Source organism: Archangium lipolyticum (assembly GCF_024623785.1).
GTDB lineage: Bacteria > Myxococcota > Myxococcia > Myxococcales > Myxococcaceae > Archangium > Archangium lipolyticum.
This window is the reverse complement of the sequence record NZ_JANKBZ010000021.1, coordinates 59,282-84,530: the sequence shown is the minus strand read 5'-3', so window position 1 is coordinate 84,530 and position 25,249 is coordinate 59,282. Positions and strand designations below refer to the sequence as shown.

Below are 25,249 nucleotides of genomic sequence, written 5' to 3'. Positions count from 1 at the left end.
ATGGAAAAGATTCGAGGACTCCTCAACGACGCCCGGGCCTGGTTCGAGCGGCTGACCAACCGGGAGCGCCAGATGGTGCTGGCGTCCGGAGGCGCGGTGCTGGCCTTCGTGCTGTTCGTCATCCTGTTCTCCTTCTCCAACAGCGCGGCCAGCTACCGCAAGCGCACGGACCAGAAGATGGCGAAGCTGCGCGAGGTGCAGACGCTGGCGGCCAGCTACCAGCAGGCCACCCAGGCGCGGCAGGCCATCGAGCAGCAGCTCACCGCCAGCGACGTGCGGCTGATGAGCTACATCGAGGACAAGGCCACCCGGGCGGGACTGACGGTGCCCAACATGACGCCCAAGAACGACGTGGGCATCGGTGATGGGCAGATCATCGAGAGCTCGGTGGAGCTGACGTTCACCGACGTGGACCTGCGCAAGCTGCACGACTTCCTGTCATCGGTGGAGAGCGGACCGGGCGTGGTGAAGGTGAAGAGCCTGCGCCTGGAGCCGCACGCCGCTTCCGAGAACCTGACGGCGTGGACGACCGTCTCCACCTACAAGCTGAAGCAATGACCATGGCCGCTGAGACCAAGACCGCCCGCTGGAAACTCGGACTGGGCTACGGAGCGTTCTCGCTCGTGGCCTTCTTCGTGTGTCTGTTCATCACCTTCCCGTACGACACGTTGCGGCGGCGCGCCGTGGACGCGGCGGCGGACGCGGGCTACGCGCTGCGCATCGGCTCGCTGCGGCCGGGGCTGCGCGGGCTGACGGCCACCAACGTGCGCATCAGCAAGGTGCCCAATGGGATGACGCCCGAGCTGCACAGCATGCTCGCCAGCGGCGCGGGCATGATGCCCGGCCCCGAGGAGCTGGGAGAGCCGCTCACCCTGGAGTCCGCGGCGGTGCGGCCCGCGCTGCTACCGCTGGGGGCGGCCTTCCACCTGGACCTGATGGGCGGCAGCGTCAGCGGCAACGTGGGCGTGCTGGGTGACGTGCAGGTGGCGGTGAAGCTGTCGGACCTGGACACCTCGAAGGGGAACCTCAAGGGCTTCAGCGGGATGGACCTGACGGGCAAGCTGAATGGCGCGCTCACCCTCACCCTGCCGAAGACGCGAGGCCAGCCGGACCTGAGCCAGGCCAACGGCCAGCTCACCCTGGACACGAAGGAGCTGCTCATCCAGGGCGGCACCATCACCGTGCCCATGTACGGCCAGCCCACGCCCATGGACCTGCCGAAGATCGCGCTGGGGGACATCGACGGGCGCATCCGCATCGAGAAGGGCCTGGCCACGGTGGAGGCGCTGCAGGCCAAGAGCGAGGACCTGGAGGTGCAGGGTTCGGGCACGGTGAAGCTGGGCCAGCGGCTGGACGTGAGCCAGCCGGACATGGACTTCAAGCTGCGCGCCGAGCCGGAGTTCGTGAAGCGGCTGGGTCTGCTGGGCGCGGGCCTGTCCATGCTGCCCACGGACAAGACGGATCCGAAGTTCCGCGTGGCACACCTGTCCGGCTTCTTCAACCGGCCCAACTTCGGCCCGCCGCGCCCGCAGATGCGCTAGGCCCCCGGCCCGGACTGGAAACCGGTCCGGGCCCGGAGCTCCGAAAGTTTCTTCAACAGCCCCTTGCGACGCCAGTGGTCGCGAGGGAGGCGACGGATGCGCTGCTCGGCCTCATCCAACATGCGGCGAGCCCCACGGTCGTCGTGTTCCGGGTGCCAGCGACACCACTGCGCGTAGAGGCATGCGACGTGGTAACGGCGCTCGGAATGTGAGTAGCCCAACCTCTGGACCCGCCGCAGGGTGCGCTCGAAGACAGGCCATGGGCAGTTCCGCCCGAAGGCCTCGGTAAAGAGCGTCTCGCATGCCCCCCGGGTGGCATCAGGCGTACATAGCCCGAAGCATTGGCAGCAACTCCCGGATGATTCGTCCATCACTCTCCATTGGATGAGTCCCTGGTGATTGTCAGCCGTTCGTTTATCGACACTCGGAACCGGGTTCTTCGGATGAAGTGTCGGTCAAGAACACGGCGCTCCCCACGTTGTATTGGAAGTCTCCACCGCGCGGGTTGAACTCTTGATGACTCGACGGGGGGTAGCGAACGATGAAGGACCGCACGCCGCCTTCACAGGGTCCTGGCCCTGACCTCAATGGAGAGCGCGCCGCTCGCCGGAAGGTACTCTGGGCCTGTGGTCTCATCGTCTCGGTGGCGGCCATCGCGAGTGTCTGGATCTCCCAGAATGCAAGGGCCGCACGGGAACATCGGGCTCCGCGGTCCACCCCACACCAGACCGCGACTCCCTCCCAACGCGCCGCCCAGGCCCTCGTTTCGGGCAACGTGGATCTCGCCAGGAAGGAAATCCTGGCGTCATTGTCGGGCGCGCCCAACGACGCGTCAGCACTCCTCGTCCTCGCGTGCATCGCACTGGAGGAAAACAACCTCCCGGAGGCTCAGGAGGTCATCGACAAGCTGAAAGCCGTAGCCCCGGAACGTCCGGAGCCAAAGCTCCTGGAGAAGCTGCTGGTGTCACGCCAACAGGCCCGCTCGTCTGGTTGGGAACGAGCATTCCGCGAGGCATGGATTGAACTGGGCCGCCCCAACTTGCGGCAGGACTCCTTGCTGCCAGACGCGGACTCCCCTTCTCCCGAAGCTCTCAACGAAGAGGAAGCTGCATGGCGCCAGACTTCCTCCTCTCCCATCCGGCTCACCCTCGCACTCGCATCCCTCCAACTCTCCGAGGAACGCGCACGTTGGTTGCTCGAGCAGGTTCCCACGATGGAGGAGCCCGCCCTGCTCACCGCGGTATTCGAGATGCTGGGTCAAGACTCGCTTCCGCCGACGCTCCGACAGGAAGCCCTCCCCATCTTGCGCCAGCGGCTTGCCCGGCTCGTGGAGGTCTCTACCCCATCCATGCAGCCTCGCTTGACGCTGCTCCTGGCAGGTACGCAAGCGGGGTCACCTCTTTCCCCGCGAGAACTCGCCTCGCTCGATGAGATATCGGTCCTCCCCGTCTGGACGGGGACCTCCTACCCGCGGACCTTCCAACAGGCACGAGACCACTTGCGACAGACAGGACTCTCGACCCCAGGCGCTCGCGCCTCCCTGGTCGTGGAGCGAGCCACCGGCACGAGCAGCGCGCTCCTGCTGCTCCGGCGAGCCGAAGCAACCCGCGAGCGGCTCTCCGAGGACGAGCGCCGATGGATGGGGCGCATGCTCTGGCGCATGGGCAGTCGCCTCACCGCGACCTCCAGCTACCTGGAACGCTCGGTAGGCCTGCTACTGATGGACGCCGGAGCCAATGACCTGAGAGACTCTTGCGGACAGGCGGAGACCCATGCACGCCAAGACGGGCTGAGCACCTCCGCGATGGCCTCGGACAAGGCCGCGCTCGAAAGGTGGCCCCTCCCCTCCCTGCGAGAAGAGATGGAGGAAGCGCGTGCTCGTGACGAGGTCGCGTGGTTACTCTCCTGGTTGGAGGAAATCACCCTACCCTGAAAATCATGTTTGGGAGTTGCGTGGGGGACACGCCACGGGTTAGGAGAGCCCCACGACTTTTCAGGGAGGCTCGATGCCAGAGCTGGTGTTCTTTCGTCGAGGTGAGGAGGTGCTGCGGGTCGGTCTGGGACGCGAGCGCATGGTGCTCGGTCGCGGCGAGAAGAGCGACGTCGTCATTCCCGACCCCGAGGTGAGCCGGCAGCAGGTGGCCCTCACCTTCGATGGCGAGCGCTGCAATCTGGAGGACCTGTCGGGTAAGGGCACCCAGGTGGCTGGTGCCTCCATGCGCAAGGGCGAGCTCGCGGACGGCTCGGACATCGCGCTCGGTCAGTGGCGCGCCATCTTCCGGCTCCATGGCAGCGGCCAGTCCGAGGGCCCCACCGAGGTCGGCTCCCGCACCGAGTTGCAGCCCCGCGACTCCGCTTCGCGCTGGCAGCCCGCACAGGTGCGCATCAAGCAGGGCTCCAACGAGACCGTCCACAAGCTCGGTGGTGACAGCTTCACCGTGGGCAAGGATCCAGCCTGCGATCTCGTCATCCAGGATCCCTTCATCTCCAGCCGCCACCTCAAGGTGACGCGGCGCGATGGCCACTTCCACGTGGTGGATACCAACTCCACCAACGGCACCTGGATGGGCTCCGTGCGCGTCTTCGAGGTGCAGGTCGGTCTGCCCACCACCCTGCGCGTTGGCGAGACGGACCTCATCCTCGAGCCCGTCACTCCGGCCCGCAAGGAGCTGTCCTTCCACGGCATCATCGGCAACGACCCATCGGTGCGGCAGCTCACCGAGCTCATCGAGCGGGTGGCCCCCTCCTCCGCCGCGGTGACCATCCTCGGCGAGTCGGGCACGGGCAAGGAGCTGGTGGCTCGCGCCCTCCATGAGTGCTCGCAGCGCGCCGACAAGCCCTTCATCCCCGTCAACTGCGCCGCCATCTCCAAGGAGCTCATCGAGAGCGAGCTGTTCGGCCACGAGAAGGGCTCGTTCACCGGCGCCGCCAACGCGCACAAGGGCGCCTTCGAGGAGGCCGACGGGGGCACCCTGTTCCTCGACGAGATCGGCGAGCTTCCGTTGGATCTCCAGGCCAAGCTGCTCCGTGCCCTGGAGAACGGGGAGATCAAGCGCGTGGGCGCCAGCCGCCCCATGAACGTGGACGTGCGCGTGCTGGCCGCCACCAACCGCGACCTGCTGACCGCCGCCCGCGAGGGCCGCTTCCGCGAGGACCTGTACTACCGCCTGTGCGTGGTGCCCCTGCACCTGCCTCCCCTGCGCAACCGGCGTGGGGACATGCTGGCCCTGGCCGAGCACTTCCTGCGCACCTACTCGCCTCGGGGCCAGACGGTGCGGCTCACCCCCGCCGCCGTGCAGCGGCTCCAACAGCACACGTGGCCCGGCAACATCCGTGAGCTGCGCAACGTGGTGCACCGCGCCCTGCTGCTGCGCAAGGGCGCCTCCATCGACGCTTCCGACCTCACCTTCGACCAGGAGGTGAACCGCGAGACGGGGGTGTCGGTGCCAGAGCTGCCTCCGGGCATGACGTTGGAGCAGATGCTCCTCAAGTTGGAGCGGCAGATCGTCGAGGCCGCCCTCCGCCGCTACGGCAACAACCGCGAGCGCGTGGCCCGCGAGCTGGGCGTGGCCCGCTCCACCCTCTTCAAGCGGCTCAAGGAGTGGGGTCTCACGAAGCAGGAAGAGGAGGCGGAGTAGCACCCCAAACCGGGAAAATCCGGCGTTGAGCGGCCCCAGGGGCGATTAGATCCTTTTCGAGGCCCGTGCGTTCCAGCTTTCAGGCACCCGATGAGGGTGTCCAGGAGGCATACACCATGGACGCCGCGGTCATCGCCCTTCCTCCCTTCGCCGAGCTGTACCGCCTGTACCGCACACGGGCACTGGCCATCGCACGTCGCATCGTGGGCGACGCCGACGACGCCGAGGACGTGGTGCAGGACGTCTTCACCCGTCTGGCCCAACGCCCCACGGGCTTCGACGGTCGCTCCTCGTGTTCCACGTGGTTGCATCGTGTGATGGTGAACAGCAGCATCAACTGGCTGCGCGCCCGGAAGCGCCGCGAGCGGCTGCTGCACGAGCCCGAGGCCCCGGCCTCCCCCGAGAACCAGGCGGTGGGCACGGAGATGCAGCGCCACTTCGAGGAGGCCCTGGCCAAGGTGAATGAGCAGCAGCGCCAGGTGCTGTGGCTGCGCGAGATGCGTGGCTACAGCTACCCGGAGATCGCTTCCATGCTGCGCATCCCTGAAGGCACCGTGAAGAGCGCCTTGCACCGCGGCCGCCTGCGCGCCCAGGCCGAGATGAAGGAGCGCGGCCAGGAGCCTTGAGGGTTCTCAGCGTCGGACTCACGGTGGGATGCAACCCGCGGGCTTCGAGACCCTCACCCCGTCCCTCTCCCGAAGGGAGAGGGGATGGGGGGACTCAGTCCTCCGACTTCGACCCCACGAAGTGGTCGTCCTTGTCGCGGAAGAGCAGGTTGAAGCTCGTCAGCGAACCGTAGATGCGCGTGATGTAGCTCTGCATCTCCACCTTCTCCGCGTCCGTCAGCTTCGGGTGTGCGTTGAGCTTCTGCTCCATCACCCGCAGCTTGTCGCGCACCATCACGATCTTGTGGAAGAAGGCGTCGATGGGGATGTCCCTCCCCTGCACGTCCGCCTTCCCGGGCACCAGCTTGAGCGTGCCTCCCTCCCACTTGTTGGCCAGGGGGGGCGCCTCACCGCCCTCGCCCACCGCCTCCCGGATCAGCTCCATCAACTCCGTGCGCGTCATGTTCAGCTCCAACCCTTCCAGATCCACCACTTCGTTCGGGTCCCGCTCCCGCCGCCGCACCACCGGCGCCACGCTCCGCGCCGAGCGCTCGTGGCGCGACGACTCGCCGGCCGCCTTCGCCGCCACGCCTCGCGCCAGGAACTTGTTGCACAACGGAGCCGAGGGCGGGAACAACCCCCGCTCCGACTGCAACCGGCAGACGCCCACCCAGCCCCGGTGATCCACCGAGTGCGCCGCCCACAGCTTGCAGTTGCCGCACACCTTCTCCTCCGGTCCGAAGACCGGCAGGGGCGGCGGTCCACCCTCGGTTCCGTCCGACATCAGCGGCGCTCCTGGGCCTTGGGGCCCTTGCGGATGCCCAGCTCGCGAAGCAGCGCGTCCGCGTCCTCCACCTGATCCAACAGCCACAGCACGTAGCGCACGTCCACGTTCACGTTGCGCGCCACGTCCGGGTTGTAGCCGAAGTCGTTCGACACGTTCTCCCACACGCGGTCGAAATTGACGCCCACCAGCTGGCCCTTGCCGTTCACCGTGGGGCTGCCCGAGTTGCCACCCGTGGTGTCCGCGTCCGCCAGGAAGTTCACCGGCACGTCCTTCAACCGCGCGTCCACCCACGGGCCGTAGCGCTTCGCCTCGGCCGCGGCGGCCACCTTGTCCGGCACGTCGAAGGGCTCCTCGCCCGTGTGCTTCTCCATCACGCCCGCCAGCGTCGTCTGCGGCGTGTAGAAGGCCCCGTCGCGAGGCGCGTAGCCCTTCACCTTCGCGAACGTCACCCGCAGCGTGCTGTTGGCGTCCGGCGCCACCGGCTTGCCCGCGTGCGCCAGCACCGCCCGGCGCCACTCGGGGAGCAGCCGCGCGCTCGCCCCGGCACGCCGGTCCCTCAGCTCGTCCAGCGCCGCCACCTCCGCCGCCAGGTCGAAGCCGAAGTCCAGCAGCGGATCCTTCCGCGCCCGGAGCTGCGCCTCCGTCTCCCCCGACATCTTCTGCCGCTCCGCCAGGTCCATCACCTTCGAGGCGGCGTAGAGGGCGTCGATCTTCGCGGCCACCTCCTTCTCCGCGTACGTCCGGCCGAAGAGCTTGTCGACCGCCGCGATGCGCTCGCTCTCGCCGAGCGCCTGTGCCCGCCGCACCAGCGCGAGGAACATCCGCTTGTCCGCCGGCGCGAAGAAGTTCTTCTGCTCGCGCTCCAGCCTGTCCTTCAGCCGCGGCAGCTCACGGTCCATGAACTCGGGCTCGCGCTCCAGGTCCGGCTTCGCCCGCTCCTGCGCCAGCCGCGCCAGCGACACCGCCAGCGCCGGCCCCTTCGCCGAGCCCTTCAGCACGTCGAGCAGGAACTCGCGCTCGAACGTCTTCGCCTTCTCGGCCTGCAGCGCCAGCAGCTCCGTGCGCGCCTTCAACGCGCCCGCGGACTCCTTGCGCTTCTCCGCCCACGCCACCACCGCCGCCTCGGCCGCGCGCTGCTTCTCCACCAGGTGCCCGCGCTTGAGGCCCGCGAGCTGTCCGCCCGCGTTCTTGTAGCGGTTGTGCAGGCTCTTGAGGTTGGAGGCCACGGCGATCTTCCCCGCGGCGTCCTTCGCGCCCTCCTCCTCGAGGATGCGGATGAGCTCGCCGTACACGTCGATGACGCGCGGGTAGAAGCGCGCCTGGCGCTCGGCCATGTCGTCCGCCAGCAGCGCGCGGAAGGTGGTGCCGGGGTAGCCCAGCACCATCACGAAGTCGTCCGGCTTCACGCCCTGGGTGGCCAGCGGGAAGAAGAACTCCGCCTTGTAGGGCACGTTCTGGGCGCTGTACTGCGCCGCCGAGCCGTCCGGCGCCACGTACGCGCGGATGATGGCGAAGTCACCCGTGTGGCGCGGCCACATCCAGTTGTCCACCTCTCCGCCATACTCGCCCACCGCGCGCGGCGGCGCGTACACCAGCCGCACGTCCGCCAGCTCCACCGAGTCGATCAGCACGTACTGCAGCCCGCCGTCGAAGCTGGCCACCCTGCAGCGCGTGGCCGGGCGCTTCTCGCACGCGGCGACCAGCTCCTTGTCCTTGCGCTCCAGCGACTTCTGCCGCGTCAGGTCGTCCGCGCCCTCCGGGACCGCCGCCAGCATCTCCTTCGTCACGTCCGTGAAGCTGCGCGGCACCTGCACGCGCGCTCCCTTGCCCGGGAGCTCCTCCTCGCGGCCCTTCGCCAGGAAGCCCTGGGTGAGGAGGTCGCGCTGCGGCGTGCTGTGCTCCTGGATGATGGAGAAGGCACAGTGGTGGTTGGTGATGACCAGGCCCGATTCGGCGATGAAGGCGCCCGTGCAGCCGCCCACGTTCACCGCGCCCGCCAGCAGCCCGGTGCCCCGCTTGGGATCCCACAGCCGCTTCGGTGGTACCTGGAGACCCTGGGCCTTCAGCCACGCCGGGTCGAGCTCGAGGACCTGCTGGGGGGTCCACTTTCCCTCCCCGGCCAGCGCCGGGGCAGCCACGAGCGAGAGGAGCAGGAGCGTCTTCTTCATGGTGCCCTTCCCTATCTCGTCTCGGCTCGGCTGGCGATGGTCTCGGATGGCCGGAGGGTCCGCGCGGGGGTACATACCCTCACCCCAGCCCTCTCCCAGAGGGAGAGGGGGCATACACGGAGTCCCGCTCGCTACCCCCTCGGCCATCCCCGGGAGCGGGAGGAGTCCCGTGGAACAAGCCCCGAGTGGACATGTTGTGGGCCCCGTATGAAGACCTCGAGCGGCTCAAAGCTGGACTTCGGCCGGGTGGCCCTTCTCCTCGTGCTCCTGGGAGCGGGCTGGTACTTCTGGGACTCGCCCGCCTTGTGGCCCCTGAAGCTGCTGGTGGTGATGATGCACGAGAGCGGTCACGCACTCGCCACCCTGCTCACCGGCGGAGCCGTGGACCGCATCACCCTCGCCGCCAACGAGTCCGGGGCCTGTCTGTCCCGCCTGCCTTCCGGGATGATGGCCCAGGTCGCCGTCTATTCCGCCGGTTATGTGGGCAGCGCGCTCGCCGGGGCCTTCCTGCTGCTGGCCACCTTCCGCTTCCGGCTGCGCCGCCTCGTGCTCGGCGCGGCGTGCCTGTGGCTCGCGGTGATGGGCGTCCTCTACGCCGGCGACGGCTTCACCCTGGCCTTCTGCATGGGCACCGCGCTCGTGCTGGGGCTCGCGGCGAAGTTCCTCCCGGACAGCGGCGTGGACATGCTCAACCTCTTCCTCGCCGCCTTCACCGCGCTCTATGTGGCCTTCGATCTGCGCTCGGATCTGTGGCACGGCACCGTGAGCTCCGCCAGCGACGCGGCCCTGCTCGCCCACCTCACCCCCGTGCCCTCCTGGGCGTGGGCCGCGCTCTGGTCGTTCGTCTCGCTCGCGGTGCTCGGCCTCTTCGCCCGCTGGTCGCTGCGCGCCGCGCCCCCGGAGAACATGGGCTACGGGCCTCAGCGCCTCGGGCGCATCCGGTAGGCCACGAAGGAAGCCACGTCCGGGAAGGCGAAGTACGGGTTGTGCTGGCGCACGTCACTCATGGCCGCCACCGGCACGTCCGCGTAGTCGTGTCCGGGGAAGAGCCGCGTGCTGTCCGGCACCTTCAGCAGCACCTGCGACAGCGAGCGGTACATCGCCTCCGGATCTCCCCCGCGCATGTCGCACCGTCCGCAGCCGTTGATGAAGACGGTGTCGCCGGACACCAGCGCGTCCTGCGCCAGCAGGCAGTGCGAGCCCGGCGTGTGCCCCGGGGTGTGCAACGCCTGGAACCCGCGTCCGCCCACCGTGAGGGCATCCCCCGGGCCCAGGGGGCGCATCGCGCCTCCCGCCAGCTTGCGCAGATCCTCCGAGAAGTCGACCTCGGCACGCTGCGCGTACACCGGCACGTCGTGCCGGGAGAGCAGCTCCGGCAGCCCGTTGGTGTGGTCACCGTGGCAGTGCGAGACGAAGGCGCCCACCAGGCGCTTGCCGTCCTCCGCGAGGGCCTTCTCGATGGCGGGCACGTCCCACGCGGGGTCCACCACCAGCACCTCCGGCGAGTCCTTGGGGCCCACCAGGTAGACGAAGTTGTCCATCGGCCCGAGCTTCAACTGGCGCACGTACAGGGATTGCATCGGTATCCTCCGGGCGGGCCTCCGCCCCAGGGTCTCCACTCTATGCTCCGCGCGCGGGAAGAGGACCGCTCTTGAGACGGGACACCGCTTCGCATTTGAATGTGGACCCTTCCCCCCACGCCGAGGAGGCCCCCGCTTGAAGAACCCGCTGCTCCCCCTGGCCCTCACCCTGCTCACCACGAGCGCCATGGCCAAGGACCGGGCCACCTTCCGCTACACCCCGCCACCGGACGAGGAGCGCCCCGTGGTGGTGGAGGCGACGGTGGGCCCCCAGGGCAGCGACTTCGCGCTGCGGCTGCGCTTCGACAAACCGCCCTTCGGGCAGGAGTGTGGCAACCGCTGTGCCAATGCCACCGTGCTGCTCGACACGGATGCGAGCACGCAGTCGGGCCTGAAGCTCTCCGACAAGGTCCCCGAGAATGGCGCGGACCTGGCCGTCATCGTCCAGGGCACGAGAGACCTCTCCGGCACGAACACGGATGGCTACCTGCGCGTCAAGGTGCGTCGTCTGTCGGATGAATCGCGCACCGTGGATGACGGCGAGCTGCTCACGGAGCTCGACCACCGGCGAGATCCCGAGCGCATCCACATCGAGGGCAACACGATCTTCCTGCTCATCGACGCCACGGGCAACCTGCCCTCGGGCCGCAAGGTGCGCGTCGTCTACCACCCGCCCGGCAGCAAGGCACTCCAGGCCACCATCCCCGGCATGCTCAGCGGGAGCGCCAGCAGCGGCAAGGTGATGATCTTCCGGCGCGGCGGGAGCTGGGGAACGGCACAGCAGGGCGGCAAGCGCGTCGGCACCGAGAGCAAGTAGGCGGAGGGAACTGCGCCTCAAATGGCATGCCTCCTCGTCAGGAGGGCATGAAAGCCCGGGCCCACGCTCTCCTGGTAGCCCTGCACACCAGGAGGCGAACCTCACGAGTCATGTCAGACCCCTGATCCAATATCCGCCAATGGCCCTTGGATCCGGGTCCATGCCGTCGCGATGCCCCCTCCTCCAGTCCGGCCCGCGCCCCTACCCGTCGTCCCGGTCCCAACCCAGGCAGGCAAGCGGAATGACCCCATTTTTCAAGCCCTTGGATGATTGATTTCGTAGCCCCAGACACTGAACAGATGTATAGCAACCCCACGCCCGAGGCTTTGCAACCCCTCGATTTTGTTCCCTTTGACGGAGGGCCGTGCTACTTCCGCCCGCTCATCATTTGCTGGGCCGGGTGCGGAGTGCGCGAGCCGCGCCCCGCGTTTCACAGGGATACGAACGGTCCTGACCTGAACACATGAGCATGCTCGCAGAAGCCGAAAACAAGACGCGGAAGAAGCAGGGGGCCTCGGGCGGCGGGGGCGGCAATGGTGCGCCCGCGGCTGCGGGGGGTGGTGGTGGCGCCACTCCCGCCGGGCTCGCCGAGGAGGCCCGTCGGCGCTACCTCAACTACGCCCTGTCGGTCATCACCTCGCGCGCCCTTCCGGACGTGCGTGACGGCCTCAAGCCCGTGCAGCGCCGCATCCTGTACGGCATGTGGAACGACCTGAACCTCTCGCACGAGGCCAAGTACAAGAAGTGCGCCCAGGTCGTCGGCGCCATCATGGGCCCCTACCACCCGCACGGCGACTCCGCCATCTACGACGCCCTCGTGCGCATGGCCCAGGACTTCTCCCTGCGCTACCCGCTCGTGGACGGCCACGGCAACTTCGGCTCGCTCGATGGCGACGCCGCCGCCGCCTACCGTTACACCGAGTGCCGCCTGGAGAAGCTCGCCGACGAGCTCCTCAACGAGCTGGGTCAGAAGACCGTCGACTTCCGCCCCAACTACGACGGCACCCGCCAGGAACCCATCGTCCTGCCCTCGCGCGTTCCTCACCTGCTGATGAACGGCACCACGGGCATCGCCGTGGGCATGGCCACCAACATCCCGCCCCACCATCTGGGCGAGCTGTGCGACGCGCTCACCGCGCTCGTGGATGACCCCAACCTCACCACCAAGCAGCTGCTCAAGTGGGTCAAGGGTCCGGACTTCCCCACCGGCGGAGAGATCCTCAACTCCCAGAAGGAGCTGCAGGAGATCTACGAGACCGGCCAGGGCGGTGTGCGTCTGCGCGGCGAGTACGAGCTCGAGGAGCTCAAGCGCGGCGGCCAGCAGATCATCATCACGTCCATCCCCTACACGGTGAACAAGTCCACCCTGGTGGCGAAGATCGGCGAGATCGTCCGGGAGCGGAAGCTGCCGCTCGTGGTCGACGTGCGCGACGAGTCCACCAAGGACGTGCGCATCGTGATGGAGCTCAAGAAGGAGGCCAGCCCCGAGCTGGTGATGGCGTACATCTACAAGAACACGCCCCTCCAGACGAACTTCAACGTCAACCTCACGTGCCTCGTGCCCAACCCGGAGAACCCCGAGGTCGGCACGCCCAAGCGGCTGGGGCTCAAGGAGATCCTCCAGTACTTCCTGGACTTCCGTCTCCAGGTCATCAAGCGCCGCATCCAGTACCAGCTCGACGAGCTCAAGAAGCGCGTCCACATCCTCGAGGGCTTCGAGAAGGTCTACGACGCCCTGGACGAGATGATCCGCATCATCCGCGCCTCCGAGGGCAAGCAGGACGCCGCCAAGAAGCTCATCGCCCGCTTCAAGCTGGATGAGCTCCAGGTGGACGCCATCCTGGAGATGAAGCTCTACAAGCTGGCTCGCTTGGAGATCCTCGTCGTCCAGAACGAGCTCAAGGAGAAGCGCAAGCAGATCAAGGAGCTGGAGGCGCTGCTCAAGAGCAACCAGCGGCTGTGGGCCACGGTGAAGGACGAGCTGGCCGAGGTGAAGGCCGCCTACGGCACCGGCAAGCGCCGGACGAAGGTGAGCTTCCGTGGCGCCGAGGAGATGACCTTCGACGCCGAGGCCCTCATCGCCGACGAGGACGCCCACGTCGTCCTCACCCGCGACGGGTGGATCAAGCGCGTGCGCGAGGTGAAGGATCCCAACTCCACCCGTCTGCGCGAGGGTGACGCGGTGATGACGGTGCTCGCCGGCAGCCTCAAGGCGAACCTCGTCCTCTTCAGCAACTTCGGCACCGCCTACGTCACCCGCTTCAACGACGTGCCGGCCTCCACCGGATACGGCGACCCGGTGCAGAAGCTGTTCAAGTTCGACGACGGCGAGCGCGTGGTCGCGGCGCTGTCGCTCGACAACCGCCTGTGGCGCCCGGAGAAGCTGCTGGGTGTCACGAAGCAGGGCATGGGCATGCGCTTCCCGCTCGCCCCGCACCTGGAGATCTCCACCCGCGCCGGCCGCCGCTACGCCAAGACGGGCGAGGGCGATGAGATCGTCGGCGTGCAGGCGGTGGAGGACAAGGACCTGGTGGGCGTGCTCACCGAGCACACGAATGTGTTGGTGTGCAAGGTGGCGGAGATCAACGAGCTGGCTGGCCCGGGCAAGGGCGTCACCGTCATCAAGGTGGATGACGGTGATCGGGTGGTGGACTTCCAGGTCGTGCCCTCGGGCAACAAGGAGGCGGGAGTCACCTTCGAGACGCAGAAGGGCCGCAAGCTCACCCTGCACCCGGGCCGTCAGGAGGTGACGGGCCGCGGCGGCAAGGGTCACGAGATGTCGCGCAAGGACGCGGTGAAGGAGGTGCTGCGCGCACCCCTCTTCGTCCCGCTGCCGGAGCAGAAGAAGGAGTAGCCGGAGACTGTCATGGCGACGACCAAGAAGACGACCTACACGGGCGCGGACATCCAGGTCCTCGAGGGCCTGGAGCCGGTCCGCAAGCGCCCGGCGATGTACATCGGTGGCACCGACAGCACGGGCTACCACCACCTGCTGTGGGAGATCCTCGACAACTCGGTGGACGAGGTCATCAACGGCTATGCGTCCACAGTGGAAGTCACGCTCCACAAGGACGGCCGGACCATCACCGTGGTGGACGATGGGCGAGGCATCCCCATCGACATCATGCCCAAGTTCAAGAAGCCGGCGGTGGAGATCATCCTCACCACGCTTCACGCGGGCGGTAAGTTCGAGCAGGGCAACTACATCCACTCGGGCGGTCTGCACGGCGTGGGCAGCTCGGTGGTGAACGCGCTCGCCCGCAAGCTGGTGGTGGAGATCAAGCGCGACGGCAAGCGCCACGTGCAGACGTACAGCAAGGGCAGGCCCACCAGCGCGCTCAAGGCGGAGGGTCCGGCGCGTGGCACCGGCACCTCCATGACCTTCGAGCCGGATCCGGAGATCTTCGGCGAGAAGCTGAAGTTCGACGCGAAGCTCATCCGCGAGCGGCTCGAGGCGAAGAGCTACCTCCACAAGGGCATGACGGTCGTCTGGAAGGACGACACGGCCACCCCGCCCGTGAAGGAGGAGTTCAAGCACGATGGCGGCATCGCCGAGTACCTGACCAAGGTGGTGGCCGAGCGCGGCAAGCCGGTGGTGCCGGCTGGCAGCACGGCCATCTTCTACCACTCGCGTGACAACGGGGTGCGCCTGGAGGCCGCGCTGGTGTGGACGGAGGCCACGGACGAGCACATCCGCTCGTACGTCAACGGCATCCCCACGCCGCTGGGCGGCACGCACGAGGCGGGTCTGCGCGGCGCGGTGGTGAAGGCGGTGCGCAACTACATCGAGACGCACGACCTCACGCCCAAGGGCGTCACGCTCACCGCGGAGGACATCCGCGAGGGCATGACGTCCATCCTCTCCACCTACGTGGTGGAGCCGCAGTTCCAGGGCCAGACGAAGGGGCGCCTCAACAACCCGGAGACCACGGCCCAGGTGGACGGCGTCATCCGCCCCGCGCTGGAGAAGTGGCTCAACGACAACAAGTCCATCGCCGAGGCGGTGGTGGCCCGCATCGTGCTGGCCGCCCGCGCCCGCGAGGCCAGCCGCGCCGCCTCGCAGGCCATCAGCCGCAAGACGGCCGTCAGCCACCGGCTCAACCTGCCGGGCAAGCTGGCGGACTGCTCCTCCACGGAGCCGGGCACCAGCGAGCTCTTCCTCGTCGAGGGTGACTCCGCAGGTGGCAGCGCCAAGCAGGGCCGCGACCGGCGCACCCAGGCCGTCCTCCCGCTGCGTGGCAAGGTGCTCAACGCCGAGCAGGCCTCCACCGACAAGGTGGTGGGCAACAAGGAGCTCACGGACATCGTCAGCGCCCTGGGCTGCGGCATCGGCAAGGACTTCGACATCACCAAGCTGCGCTACGGCCGCGTCTTCCTGATGATGGACGCCGACAGCGACGGCAACCACATCGCCACGCTGCTGCTCACCTTCTTCTACCGGCACCTGCGCCCCCTCATCGAGCAGGGGCACGTCTACCTCGCCCAGCCCCCCCTCTTCCGGGTGGACATCGGCAAGGAGACGTACTGGGCGCTCGACGAGGCCCACCGCGATCAGATCATCCGCGAGAAGGTCAAGGGCAACGCCAAGCCCAGCGTCATGCGCTTCAAGGGTCTGGGTGAGATGACGCCGGACGAGCTGAAGGAGACCACGCTGGATCCGAAGAAGCGTCAGAGCCTCCAGGTGACCATCGACAACCCGCTCCTGACCGACCAGGTCATCAACGACCTGATGGGCCGGGACGTCAGCGCGCGCTTCAAGTTCATCATGGAGAGCGCCAACGAGGTCGAGGAGCTGGACGTGTAGGACCCGCCGCCGGGGGCGGGGACCGGGCCCTCCCGGACCGCCCCCTGGCGTCTCGCGGGGCATGGTGCCCGGCCCCCCGGCTCGGCTAGCATCCCGCCTCGTGCATCTGAAGACCCCCCTCGCCCTCTCGCTGGCGCTCCTGCTGGGTGCCGCCCCCGGTGTGACGAAGGCAGCCGCCCCTGGTGGTCCGGCCGCTTCGTCCCGCAAGTCGAAGAAGAAGACGCCGCCCGCCGAGCAGGGCACACCCGCTCCGGAGCCCACGGCCGCCCCGGCCGAGACTCCAGCGGAGGCTCCCGAGCAGGCCCAGGCGCCCCAGAACGCCCCGGCCGCGCCCTCCGAGCCCGCCCCCGCCCCCCAGGAACAGCAGCTCCCGCCTCCCGCCTGGGCAGGCCGTGTCGCGGTGCTGGCCGTCCCGGTAGCCCAGAACACCACCGAGACCGCCTCCCGCATCGAGACCGACCTGCGCGGTGCGCTCGGCGCCTGGCCGGACGTGCAGCTGGTGGACTTCGCCCCTCTCTTCCCGCTGCCGCCGCCCATCTCCCTCAAGCAGGGAGATGCCCTCTTCGACGAGGGCAAGAGCCTCTACGACAACCTCGACACGGAGGCCGCGGCGAAGAAGTTCGCCGAGGCGGCGGCCTTCTACCGGCGGTACGCGGTGGACACGAAGCCGGAGCGGCTGGCGCGCGTCCACATCTTCCTGGGGGCCTCGCGGATGCTCAACGGGGACGCCGCCGGGGCACAGGAGTCCTTCACCCAGGCGCTGCTCGCCTCCCCCACCGTCCAGCCCGAGACCGAGTTCTTCGGCCAGGACGTGCACGAGGCCTTCAACGCCGCCAAGGTGGGCCTGTCGCGCCAGCCACGGGGCACGCTCGCCATCGACTCCCTCCCGGCGGGCGCGCAGGTGATGCTGCACGGGCAGAACGTGGGCACCACGCCCCTGAAGGACGTGGAGCTCATGCCCGGTGCGCACCAGGTGGTGCTCACCCTCCCCGGGCATCTGCCCTTCGGCACCTTCCAGGAGGTGGCCTCCTCCAAGCGCGCCGAGCTGCGGCCCACGCTGGAGCCCACGCCCAGCCTGTCCGCGGTGCAGGATCTCGCCGCCAACGTGTCCAGGTCTCCGACGCTCGGCACCGACAAGCTCCCGCCCGAGGTGGCGCGGATCGGCGAGCGGCTCGGCGCCCGCTACGTGGTGCTCGCGGTGGTGAAGCAGGCGCGTGAAGGGACCGTGACCACGCTGCACGCGTGGGACACCCAACTGGCGAACCGCCTGCACGGCGTGGTGCTGAAGCCCGGAGAGGCACGCGGCCAGGAGGCCGTGGCCCGGGTGCACGACTTCGTCACGGGCAAGCAGGTGCTGCCTGCCTCCAGGCTGCCCATCGCGCTGCCGGCCGTCGTGAAGAAGCCCTGGTTCTGGGCCACCGTGGGCGGAGTGGCCGCGGCCACCACCGCGAGCATCCTCCTGGCCACCCAACCCCAGCCCAAGCTGCTGGGCCCACGGCTGGGGAACCCCGGCGCCGGTTGGTAGCGTTCCTTTCCGAGGTCCATCGAATGAAAGCCCTTGCGCTCCTCCTCCTCCCCACCCTCGCGTTGGCGGCTCCACCCGCCGGACCCCGGCGTGTCTCCGCGCTCATCGTGCCCATGGATCCCACGGCCGAGGCGAGCGGACCGCGGTTGGAGAACTACATGAACGAAGCCCTGGGCCAGTTCCAGGGCTACACCGTGCGCAAGCCCGAGGAGCTCTTCGGCATGCCGCCGGATGAAGAGGCACAGGCCTCCCTCAAGCGCGGCGAGCAGGGCTACAAGGAGAGCCTCGAGGCCTTCACGAAGAAGGACTACGAGGACGCCGAGCGCAAGATACGCGCCACCCTCAAGGAGCTGCAGAAGGCCGCCGGCGCGATGACGGCCTCGTGCAACCCGCTGTGTGACGCCACCGCGCTCTACGCCGCGGTGATGCACCTGCGCGGCGACGCGGAGGAGGCGAAGCTGGCGCTGTTGGATCTGATGTCGCTCAATGCCACCTACGAGCTGGACACCAAGCGCTTCAGCAAGGAGCTCATCGCGCTCCGGTTGCAGGTGGCCACAGGTGTCAACGCGGCGCTGCGCGGGGGGGCGACGGTGAAGTCGCGTCCGGCCGGCGCCCGTGTCTTCATCGACAACGAGTTCAAGGGCTACACCCCGGTGACGGTGCCGACGCTGTCCGTGGGCAAGCACCTGCTGCGCCTGGAGCGGCCCGGCTTCCGCCAGTACGGGCAGATCCTCGAGGTGAGCCCGGACGACGTGGAGGCGAGCACCGCCTTGCAGCCGACGGACGTCTACAAGGCCTATGACACCAAATTGGACGGCGTGGCCGCCGAGGTGATGCGCGGGGGCAACGTCTCCAACCCGTCGGTGGCGGGGATGGGCAGATCGCTCGGGCTGGAGCAGGGGTTGGTGGGCACCGTGCGCGACATGCCGGACAACAACACCACCGAGCTGGTGCTGGGCCTGTTCGAGATGCGCACCGGCAAGCGGCTCGGCACCAAGCGCGTGGTGCTGCAGGGCGACGAGTTCGGACAGCTCAAGTCGGAGATCAACCGCCTGGTGAATCACCTGGTGAACAATGCCGAGGGTGGCGGGGAGAAGGTGGTGAAGTCCTCGGATCCGCTGGAGAACTCCCACGGCACGGACGAGTGGAACAGCGAGGACCGCGGCGGCAAGCGGCGCACCCAGGAGAAGAAGTCGAAGAAGGGGGATCCACTGGAGGCAGTGAACGGAACCGAAGATTGGTGAGACGCGGCGCTTGTGCGCCGGAGCACGGGACCTAGAGTCCGGGGGCCATGCGTGCCCTTCCCTTCCTGTTGCTGCTGCCCGGTCTCGTGCTCGCACAACCGGCGCTCGTCCTCCAGCCGGCCACGCCCCCGCGCGGGGTGACGTTGCCCCCTACCTCCGCCGCGTTGGTGGACGAGGCCACGGCCCTCACCGTCAACCCCGCGGGCCTGCGCTACGTGGGGCCCGCCCAGCTCTTCTACCTGCACGAGCGCGACCTCGCGCACGACCAGCTGGGGGATGGGCTGTACCTCGGCAGCACCCTGCTGGGCGGCCTGGGCGCGGGCTTCAGCATGGAGTGGATCCGCGGGCGAGGGCTGCCGGACTACCGGAAGACGTCCCTCGGCCTGGCGCTCGGCGGGGAGAAGCTGTCGCTCGGCGCGGCGTACAACGGGTACTCCTCGCGCGACGACGCCCTGGACTGGCTCTCCAGCTTCGACCTGGGCCTCACCGTCCGCCCCGCGCGCTTCCTCTCCCTGGGTCTGGTCGTGAAGGACGTGAGCGCTCCCGAGGAGGGGCCCTACTCCCTGCCCCGCCGCTACAACCTGGCCGTGGGCCTGCGCCCCTTCGGCGAGAGCCTGACGCTGAGCGCGGACTACCTCGCCCGGGAGGGTGACTGGGGAAATGGGCGCCTCACCTATACGCTGCTGGGCAACCTCGTCTCCGGTGTGCGCCTGGGGGCGGGGCTCTCGCAGGGTCTCGGCGCGGATCGCTCGCTGGCACTGCAGGTCGCCCTCACGCTCGACACCTCGAACTTCGGCGTCACCTACGCGGCCGGGGGCTCGGAGCGGGACGGGCTGGACCATGTGGTGGCGGTGCGCCTCTCCGGCCAGAAGTACCCCGCCCTGCGGCTCGATGCGGGCTCGGTGGCCATGTTGGACCTGGATGACCGGCTGAGCGCGCGAGGCAACCCCGCGCTGTCGCTGCTCGGCATCACCGGCTCGGACCCGTACATCCAGCTGCTGAAGTGGATGGACGAGGCCGCGAAGGATCCGCGGCTCAAGGGCGTGCTGCTGAAGGTCTCGGGCCTGCCGGACGTGAGCTGGGCCAAGGCGGAGGAGCTGCGCCAGGCGGTGCTGAGGCTGCGCGCCGCCAACAAGCGGGTGATGGCGGTGCTCTACAGCGTGGATGACGCGTCCTACTTCGTGGGCTCGGCCGCGGACGAGGTGTACGCGCTGCCCGGCTCCTCGCTGCTCATCAACGGCCTGTCCGCCAGCGTCACCTACCTGGGCGGGACGATGGAGAAGCTGGGCGTCACCTGGGACGTGGCGCGCGTGGGCGACTACAAGACGGCCCCCGAGCAGCTCACCCGACGGGACCTGAGCCCCGCGCAGCGCGAGACCATCGAGGCCTACCTGGATACCCAGACGGGCTACTACGAGGCGCAGGTGGCCAAGACGCGCAACATCCATCCCGAGCGCCTGCGGGAGTCCTGGCGCACGGGCATCCTCACCGCCGCCCGCGCGAAGGAGCTGGGGCTGATCGACGGGGTGCTGCTGCCCGAGGAGCTGAACGCAAAGCTGGAGGCCCTGGCGCCCGGGGCGCGCTACGACCCGACCTACTCGCCGAGCAACGAGCGGGAGCCGCGCTGGGGAGGCCGCCGCCGCATCGCCGTGGTGCCCGTCCTGGGCAGCATCGCCGGGGGCAAGAGCCGAAGCTCGCCGCTGGGAGGCGAGGCCATCGCTGGAGCGGAGACGGTGGCGCTCGCGCTGGAGCGGGCCCGGAAGGACCCCTCCGTGGTGGCCATCGTGGTGCGGGTGGACTCGGGCGGAGGCGACGTGCTGGCCTCGGAGCTGATGTACCGCGCGGTGCTGGAGGCGAAGAAGGCCAAGCCCGTCATCGCCTCCATGGGGGACGTGGCGGCCTCGGGCGGCTACTACGCCGCCATGGGCGCCGACGAAATCTGGGCGGCCCCCACCACGTTGACGGGAAGCATCGGCGTCTTCTTCCTGAAGCCCGCGTTGCGCGGCCTGCTCGGCGACAAGCTGGGGGTGAACCAGGAGACCCTCACCCGCGCGCCCATGGCCGACCTGCTCAGCGTGTGGAGACCCTGGACGGAGGAGGAACAGAAGGCGGTGCAGGCCTGGGTGGACTCGGCCTACGACGACTTCATCACCCAGGTGTCCGCCTCGCGGAGCATGGAGAAGGCCCGGGTGGACACCCTCGCGCGCGGGCGGGTGTGGTCCGGCGCGGCGGCGAAGGAGCGAGGGCTGGTGGACTCGCTGGGCGGCTTCGTGGAGGCGGTGGCGTCGGCGCGCAAGCGGGCGGGGGTGCCCGACCGGGAGGAGCTGGACCTGGTGGTGCTGGGCGAGCCTCGCGGACTGCTGTCCTCCATGGGTGGGGAGCCCGGGGTACTGGCGGACCTCCTTCCCACGCCCGAGCCCGCCCTCCCGCCGGGCGTGCGAGGACTCGTCCGGGAGACGGGACTGGACTCAGCGGGGATGCTGGAGCCGGGCCTGAAGGCTTCCCAACCCTTCACCCTGACTGTCCGGTGAGTCACGGGGAGGACATTGAAACGCGAAATTCTCGGGTCGCCCGGCGTGTCCTCTGTTAGTGTTGCATGGCGCTTTCCGATTGGCCTCGAGGCCATCGGGACGCTCCAGGAGCCGGCGGTTCGGTCGGCGGGTGGCTCGCGCCAACGCGAGAGCCTTCCCGAGGACCCCGCGCCGGGCTTCTGTCCCACAGTCATCGACTCCGTGCGGCTCCCGCCGGGGGACCCCCTCTCAGGGGGCACCGCAACTTCCCGTAGACCATGAGCGAAACCGATAACCGCGATCCCCGAGACCTCCCGTCCCCCATGGCCGCCCGTGCCGAGGCGCCGCCGGACGTGGATGATGGTGATGACGAGGGCGACGAGGGCCCCGATGAGGGTGAGGGCTCCGCGTCCACGCCGGGCCAGCCCGGTGGAGGCCAACCCGGCCAGGGTGGAGGCCGCCGCCGCCGTCGCCGCCGCCGCCGCCGGGGCGCACAGGTGCACTTCACCCCGGAGGGACAGGCCTACCGCCTGGTGCCCGGTCCGGACGGCCAGCAACAACAGGTATTCCTGACGCCCCAGGAGCTGCAGCAGCACCAGCAGCGGATGGCCCAGCAGCAGCAACAACAGCAGCAGCAGCAGGGCGGGCAACACGGTGGCCACCAGGGCCATCAGGGTGGACAGCCGAGGCAGCATCAGCCGGCGCCCCAGCCCTCGCTGGCGCCGGTGGAGGGCGTGCTCGACACCGAGGTGAAGGGCCCCAACGCCTACCTGCGGCAGCTCAAGCGCAACCTGCTGCCCTCGCCGGACGACGCGGAGCTCCCGAAGAACCTGGTGCAGAAGCTGCGGCTGCGCCCGGGCCAGTACATCAACGCGCTCGCGCAGACGAAGGGCAACAAGGGCCTCATCCAGCGCGTGGAGCAGGTGGATGGCCGCCCGCTGGAGCAGGTGGGCCGCCTGCCGCACTTCGCCGACCTGACGTCGGTGGATCCGGTGGAGCGCATCAAGCTGGAGAGCGGCCACCGCGAGATGGTGACGCGGGTGCTGGACCTGATCGCCCCCATCGGCAAGGGCCAGCGCGCGCTCATCGTGGCGCCGCCGAAGACGGGCAAGACGATCATGCTGCAGCGGATCGCCCAGGCGGTGGTGTCCAACCACCCGGAGATCCACCTCATGGTGCTGCTGATCGACGAGCGCCCCGAGGAAGTGACGGACATGCGCCGCAGCATCAAGGCCGAGGTGCTGGCCTCGAGCTCGGACCGGCCGACGGGCGACCACCTGAAGGTGGCCGAGCTGGCGCTGGAGCGGGCGCGGCGGCTGGTGGAGAGCGGCAAGGACGTGATGATCCTCCTGGACTCCATCACGCGGCTGGCGCGCGCCTACAACAAGGAAGTGGACAACTCGGGCCGGACGCTGTCGGGCGGCGTGGACAGCCGGGCGCTGGAGCGGCCCAAGCGCATCTTCGGCGCGGCGCGAGCCACCGAGGAGGCCGGCAGCCTGACCATCGTGGGCACGGCGCTCATCGACACGGGCAGCCGCATGGACGAGGTCATCTTCGAGGAGTTCAAGGGCACCGGTAACTCCGAGGTGACGCTGGACCGGTTCCTGGCGGAGAAGCGCATCTTCCCGGCCATCAACATCGGCCAGTCGGGCACGCGCAAGGAGGAGAAGCTCTTCACCCACAAGGAGTACGAGAAGGTGAAGAAGATGCGCCAGATGCTCTTCGCGGTGAAGCCGGTGGAGGCCATGGAGGCGCTCGTCAAGCGGCTGAGCCGCTACACGTACAACGACGAGTTCCTCGAGGAGCTGTGAGCCGCTGAGCCGTCTCACCGCGCGACGAGGCGCATGCACGAGGGCCCGCACTCCGCCATCAACCGGCGGGGGGCGGACCCTTCGTCATTTTGGAATTCCGCCAGGCTCTGATACATGCAGCGCTCCTTCCAAGAGGAGACATTACATGAAGAAGTTCTTCATTTTCCTGTTTGCATCCATCGCCTGGAGCGCGTGCGGTGGCACCATCGATGTCGACGAGCAGAGCGGAACCCGGACCCAGACCCTGGACTATTCCTGTCCCCAGGGCTGCGCCTGTAAGCAGTGCGGCTGGGAATGCCTCAAGACTTTCAATGAGCAAACCAGCACCTGGGTTTATCGCACACGCCTGACTACCTGCAGTAATTCAAGCGAATGCAGCTATAGCAGCAACGTCGTGTACTGCGCCGCGCCCTGCGTCCCAGGCCAGTTCTACGCCGAGCCTTGTCCGAGCATCTAGGCGCTCGTTGAAGGACGCACCCGAGCACTACGCCACGCGGCCCACCATCTCCGTCACCAGGGTCTGCGTCCCGGTGAGGCCCGAGGGCTCTCGCCGGGGCCGGGCCTGCTCCATCAGGGAGCCGTTCTCGTCCCACCAACGCTCGGACGCCTCCTCGGTCCACTTCCCCGCGTCCGCGCAGGCCTCCAGCGCGGCGCGCAGCTCCCGGGCGCTGGCGTAGCGCTCATCGGGGTGCTTCGCCAGGCAGCGCATGAGGATGTCGCACAGGTCCTTCGGCAGCTCGCGGCCCAACCGCGAGGCCGGCGGAGTGGGCGGCGTGTGCAGGTGGTGTGAGCAGATCTCCGTCGACGAGCGGCCCTCGAAGACATGGCAGCCGGTGAGCAGCGCGTACCCCACCGCGCCCAGCGAATACAAATCTCCACGCGCATCCACCCGCGCCGGAGAGACGATGGCCTCCGGAGCGAGGTAGAGCGGCGTGCCGACGACCAGGTGCACCCGCTGGGCGGAGACGTCCTCGGCGCCCCCCACCTCCTTCACCAGTCCGAAGTCGAGCACCTTCACCAGGTCCGGCACGCCCCGGCGACGGCACAGGAACAGGTTGGCGGGCTTGATGTCGCGGTGGAGCAGACCAAACCCGTGCGCCTCCTCGAGCGCGCCGCACACCTGACGCAGGATGTGGATGACCCGCGCGGGCGGCTGCGGCCCCGCGACGGAGAGCAGCCCGTCCAGGTCCACGCCCTCCAGGTACTCCATCACGTAATAGAAGAGCCCATCCGCGGTGCGACCGTAGTCGTAGATGGCGATGGTGTTCGGGTGGGTGAGCTGGCTGGTGAGCTGCACCTCACGCTCGAAGCGCACCAGACCATGGCCGTCCGCGTCGGCGCGCAGCAACTTGATGGCGGTGCGGCGGCGCAGCAGGGCGTGGCTGGCCAGGTACACCTCGCCCATGGCCCCTGCGCCCAGCCGTTTGATCAACGTGTACTGCCCCAGCTTCCGCGCCGCCTGCACCTGCTTCCGCAGGCCGTAGATGACGTGGGAGACGAGGGTGGCCATGGTGACGGCGACTCCGCTCCAGAGCAGCACGTCCAGGATGGGCAGGAGCATGTCGGTATGCCCCCGAGCGTAGGCCATCCTGGCGGCGACGAGCGCATCCGGCAGGGCGCCAATCAACGAGATCCAGAACGTCCGGCGAACGGAGCTGGGGACGATGACCGCGTGGGAGATGAGCGCGCCGTTGGTGCACAGCAGGAGCGACAACGTGTCCCGGTCGAAGTAGGCATCCAGCTTGAGCAGGAAGAGCACGCAGAGCAGCCCCACGCTGTCCAGCCAGGACAGGGCGCGCAGGGAACGGGAGGGGCCCCGGCTCAGGAACCAGAGGATCAGCGAGAGCACGGTGCCGACCAGGTGGAAGGCGTAGCTGGGATCCACCAGGGCACGCGTCCACGGCACCCCGACCATGAAGACGGCGGCCAGGGTGGTGAAGGCGTAGAAGGCGAAGGTGAGGACGAAGAGCGCCTTGTAGAGCAGCTCCAACCGCTCCTGAAGAAAGGAGCGGACCTCCTCGGACACGAGGGACGTGCCCTCGAACGAGTTGGGCGCCGAGAGGTAGGGCCTGACCTGGGAGAGCTCCATCGACCCCCTGTTCTACACCACTCGGACCTGAAGTGAGGATACGGGGGGATCGGAGCGGTGGCCAAGCCGGCACCGGCGGGCGCGTCGGAGGAACCGGCAGCACGGGCATGCTCGGGGTTCATCGCGCTCG

The 25,249-nt window shown here is 68.6% G+C and carries 18 protein-coding genes; 14 read left to right on the top strand and 4 right to left on the bottom strand.

Annotated features, from left to right (window positions below):
- From NR810_RS34165 to NR810_RS34145, 5 genes are all read left to right on the top strand, one after another.
- A complete protein-coding gene (locus NR810_RS34165; protein WP_257458655.1) occupies positions 1–558 on the top strand; it encodes a type II secretion system protein M in 558 nt (185 codons plus the stop codon).
- Between the two features lie 2 nt (positions 559–560).
- Positions 561–1,541, top strand: a complete 981-nt coding sequence (gene gspN, locus NR810_RS34160) for a type II secretion system protein GspN (RefSeq protein ID WP_257458654.1) — start codon at positions 561–563, stop codon at positions 1,539–1,541.
- Positions 1,542–3,039: 1,498 nt separating this feature from the next.
- Complete coding sequence (locus NR810_RS34155; RefSeq protein ID WP_257458653.1) at positions 3,040–3,474, top strand: hypothetical protein; 435 nt, start codon at positions 3,040–3,042, stop codon at positions 3,472–3,474.
- A gap of 73 nt (positions 3,475–3,547) precedes the next feature.
- A complete protein-coding gene (locus NR810_RS34150; RefSeq protein ID WP_257458652.1) occupies positions 3,548–5,179 on the top strand; it encodes a sigma 54-interacting transcriptional regulator in 1,632 nt (543 codons plus the stop codon).
- Between the two features lie 116 nt (positions 5,180–5,295).
- A complete protein-coding gene (locus NR810_RS34145) occupies positions 5,296–5,805 on the top strand; it encodes an RNA polymerase sigma factor (RefSeq protein ID WP_257458651.1) in 510 nt (169 codons plus the stop codon).
- Positions 5,806–5,899: 94 nt separating this feature from the next.
- On the opposite strand, the gene NR810_RS34140 is transcribed toward NR810_RS34145, so the two are convergent.
- Complete coding sequence (locus NR810_RS34140; RefSeq protein ID WP_257458650.1) at positions 5,900–6,568, bottom strand: hypothetical protein; 669 nt, start codon at positions 6,566–6,568, stop codon at positions 5,900–5,902.
- Positions 6,568–8,739 carry a S46 family peptidase gene (locus tag NR810_RS34135; RefSeq protein WP_257458649.1) on the bottom strand — a complete coding sequence of 724 codons (2,172 nt, stop codon included), beginning with the start codon at positions 8,737–8,739 and terminating at the stop codon, positions 6,568–6,570. Before NR810_RS34135 ends, NR810_RS34140 begins: the two co-directional genes overlap by 1 nt.
- A 207-nt stretch (positions 8,740–8,946) precedes the next feature.
- Between NR810_RS34135 and NR810_RS34130 the strand changes: the two genes are divergently transcribed.
- Positions 8,947–9,684, top strand: coding sequence for a M50 family metallopeptidase (locus tag NR810_RS34130; RefSeq protein WP_257458648.1), 738 nt, complete (start codon positions 8,947–8,949; stop codon positions 9,682–9,684).
- Here the strand turns inward: NR810_RS34130 and NR810_RS34125 are convergent.
- Positions 9,660–10,319: an MBL fold metallo-hydrolase gene (locus NR810_RS34125; RefSeq protein ID WP_257458647.1), complete on the bottom strand. Its 660-nt coding sequence runs from the start codon at positions 10,317–10,319 to the stop codon at positions 9,660–9,662. The two genes, NR810_RS34130 and NR810_RS34125, sit on opposite strands and share 25 nt — an antisense overlap.
- Before the next feature lie 136 nt (positions 10,320–10,455).
- On the opposite strand from NR810_RS34125, the gene NR810_RS34120 reads away from it, so the two are divergent.
- From NR810_RS34120 to NR810_RS34085, 8 genes are all read left to right on the top strand, one after another.
- Complete coding sequence (locus NR810_RS34120) at positions 10,456–11,136, top strand: hypothetical protein (protein WP_257458646.1); 681 nt, start codon at positions 10,456–10,458, stop codon at positions 11,134–11,136.
- Positions 11,137–11,605: 469 nt separating this feature from the next.
- Positions 11,606–13,990: a DNA topoisomerase IV subunit A gene (parC, locus tag NR810_RS34115; protein WP_257458645.1), complete on the top strand. Its 2,385-nt coding sequence runs from the start codon at positions 11,606–11,608 to the stop codon at positions 13,988–13,990.
- Positions 13,991–14,002: 12 nt separating this feature from the next.
- The gene (locus tag NR810_RS34110) at positions 14,003–15,940 is read left to right on the top strand and encodes a DNA gyrase/topoisomerase IV subunit B (protein WP_257458644.1); all 1,938 of its coding nucleotides are present in this window, start codon (positions 14,003–14,005) and stop codon (positions 15,938–15,940) included.
- Between the two features lie 100 nt (positions 15,941–16,040).
- Positions 16,041–17,465, top strand: a complete 1,425-nt coding sequence (locus NR810_RS34105) for a PEGA domain-containing protein (RefSeq protein WP_257458643.1) — start codon at positions 16,041–16,043, stop codon at positions 17,463–17,465.
- Between the two features lie 23 nt (positions 17,466–17,488).
- On the top strand, positions 17,489–18,709 hold the full coding sequence (locus NR810_RS34100) for a PEGA domain-containing protein (protein WP_257458642.1): 1,221 nt from the start codon (positions 17,489–17,491) through the stop codon (positions 18,707–18,709).
- A gap of 47 nt (positions 18,710–18,756) precedes the next feature.
- The gene (gene sppA / locus NR810_RS34095; RefSeq protein WP_257458641.1) at positions 18,757–21,240 is read left to right on the top strand and encodes a signal peptide peptidase SppA; all 2,484 of its coding nucleotides are present in this window, start codon (positions 18,757–18,759) and stop codon (positions 21,238–21,240) included.
- A 302-nt stretch (positions 21,241–21,542) separates the two neighbouring features.
- On the top strand, positions 21,543–23,030 hold the full coding sequence (rho, locus tag NR810_RS34090) for a transcription termination factor Rho (protein ID WP_257458640.1): 1,488 nt from the start codon (positions 21,543–21,545) through the stop codon (positions 23,028–23,030).
- 145 nt (positions 23,031–23,175) lie between these two features.
- Complete coding sequence (locus tag NR810_RS34085; protein ID WP_257458639.1) at positions 23,176–23,487, top strand: hypothetical protein; 312 nt, start codon at positions 23,176–23,178, stop codon at positions 23,485–23,487.
- A gap of 27 nt (positions 23,488–23,514) precedes the next feature.
- Here NR810_RS34085 and NR810_RS34080 read toward each other — a convergent pair whose 3' ends face one another.
- Positions 23,515–25,119 (bottom strand): serine/threonine-protein kinase, encoded by a 1,605-nt coding sequence (locus tag NR810_RS34080; protein ID WP_257458638.1) that lies wholly within the window; start codon positions 25,117–25,119, stop codon positions 23,515–23,517.
- Positions 25,120–25,249 lie beyond the last annotated feature (130 nt).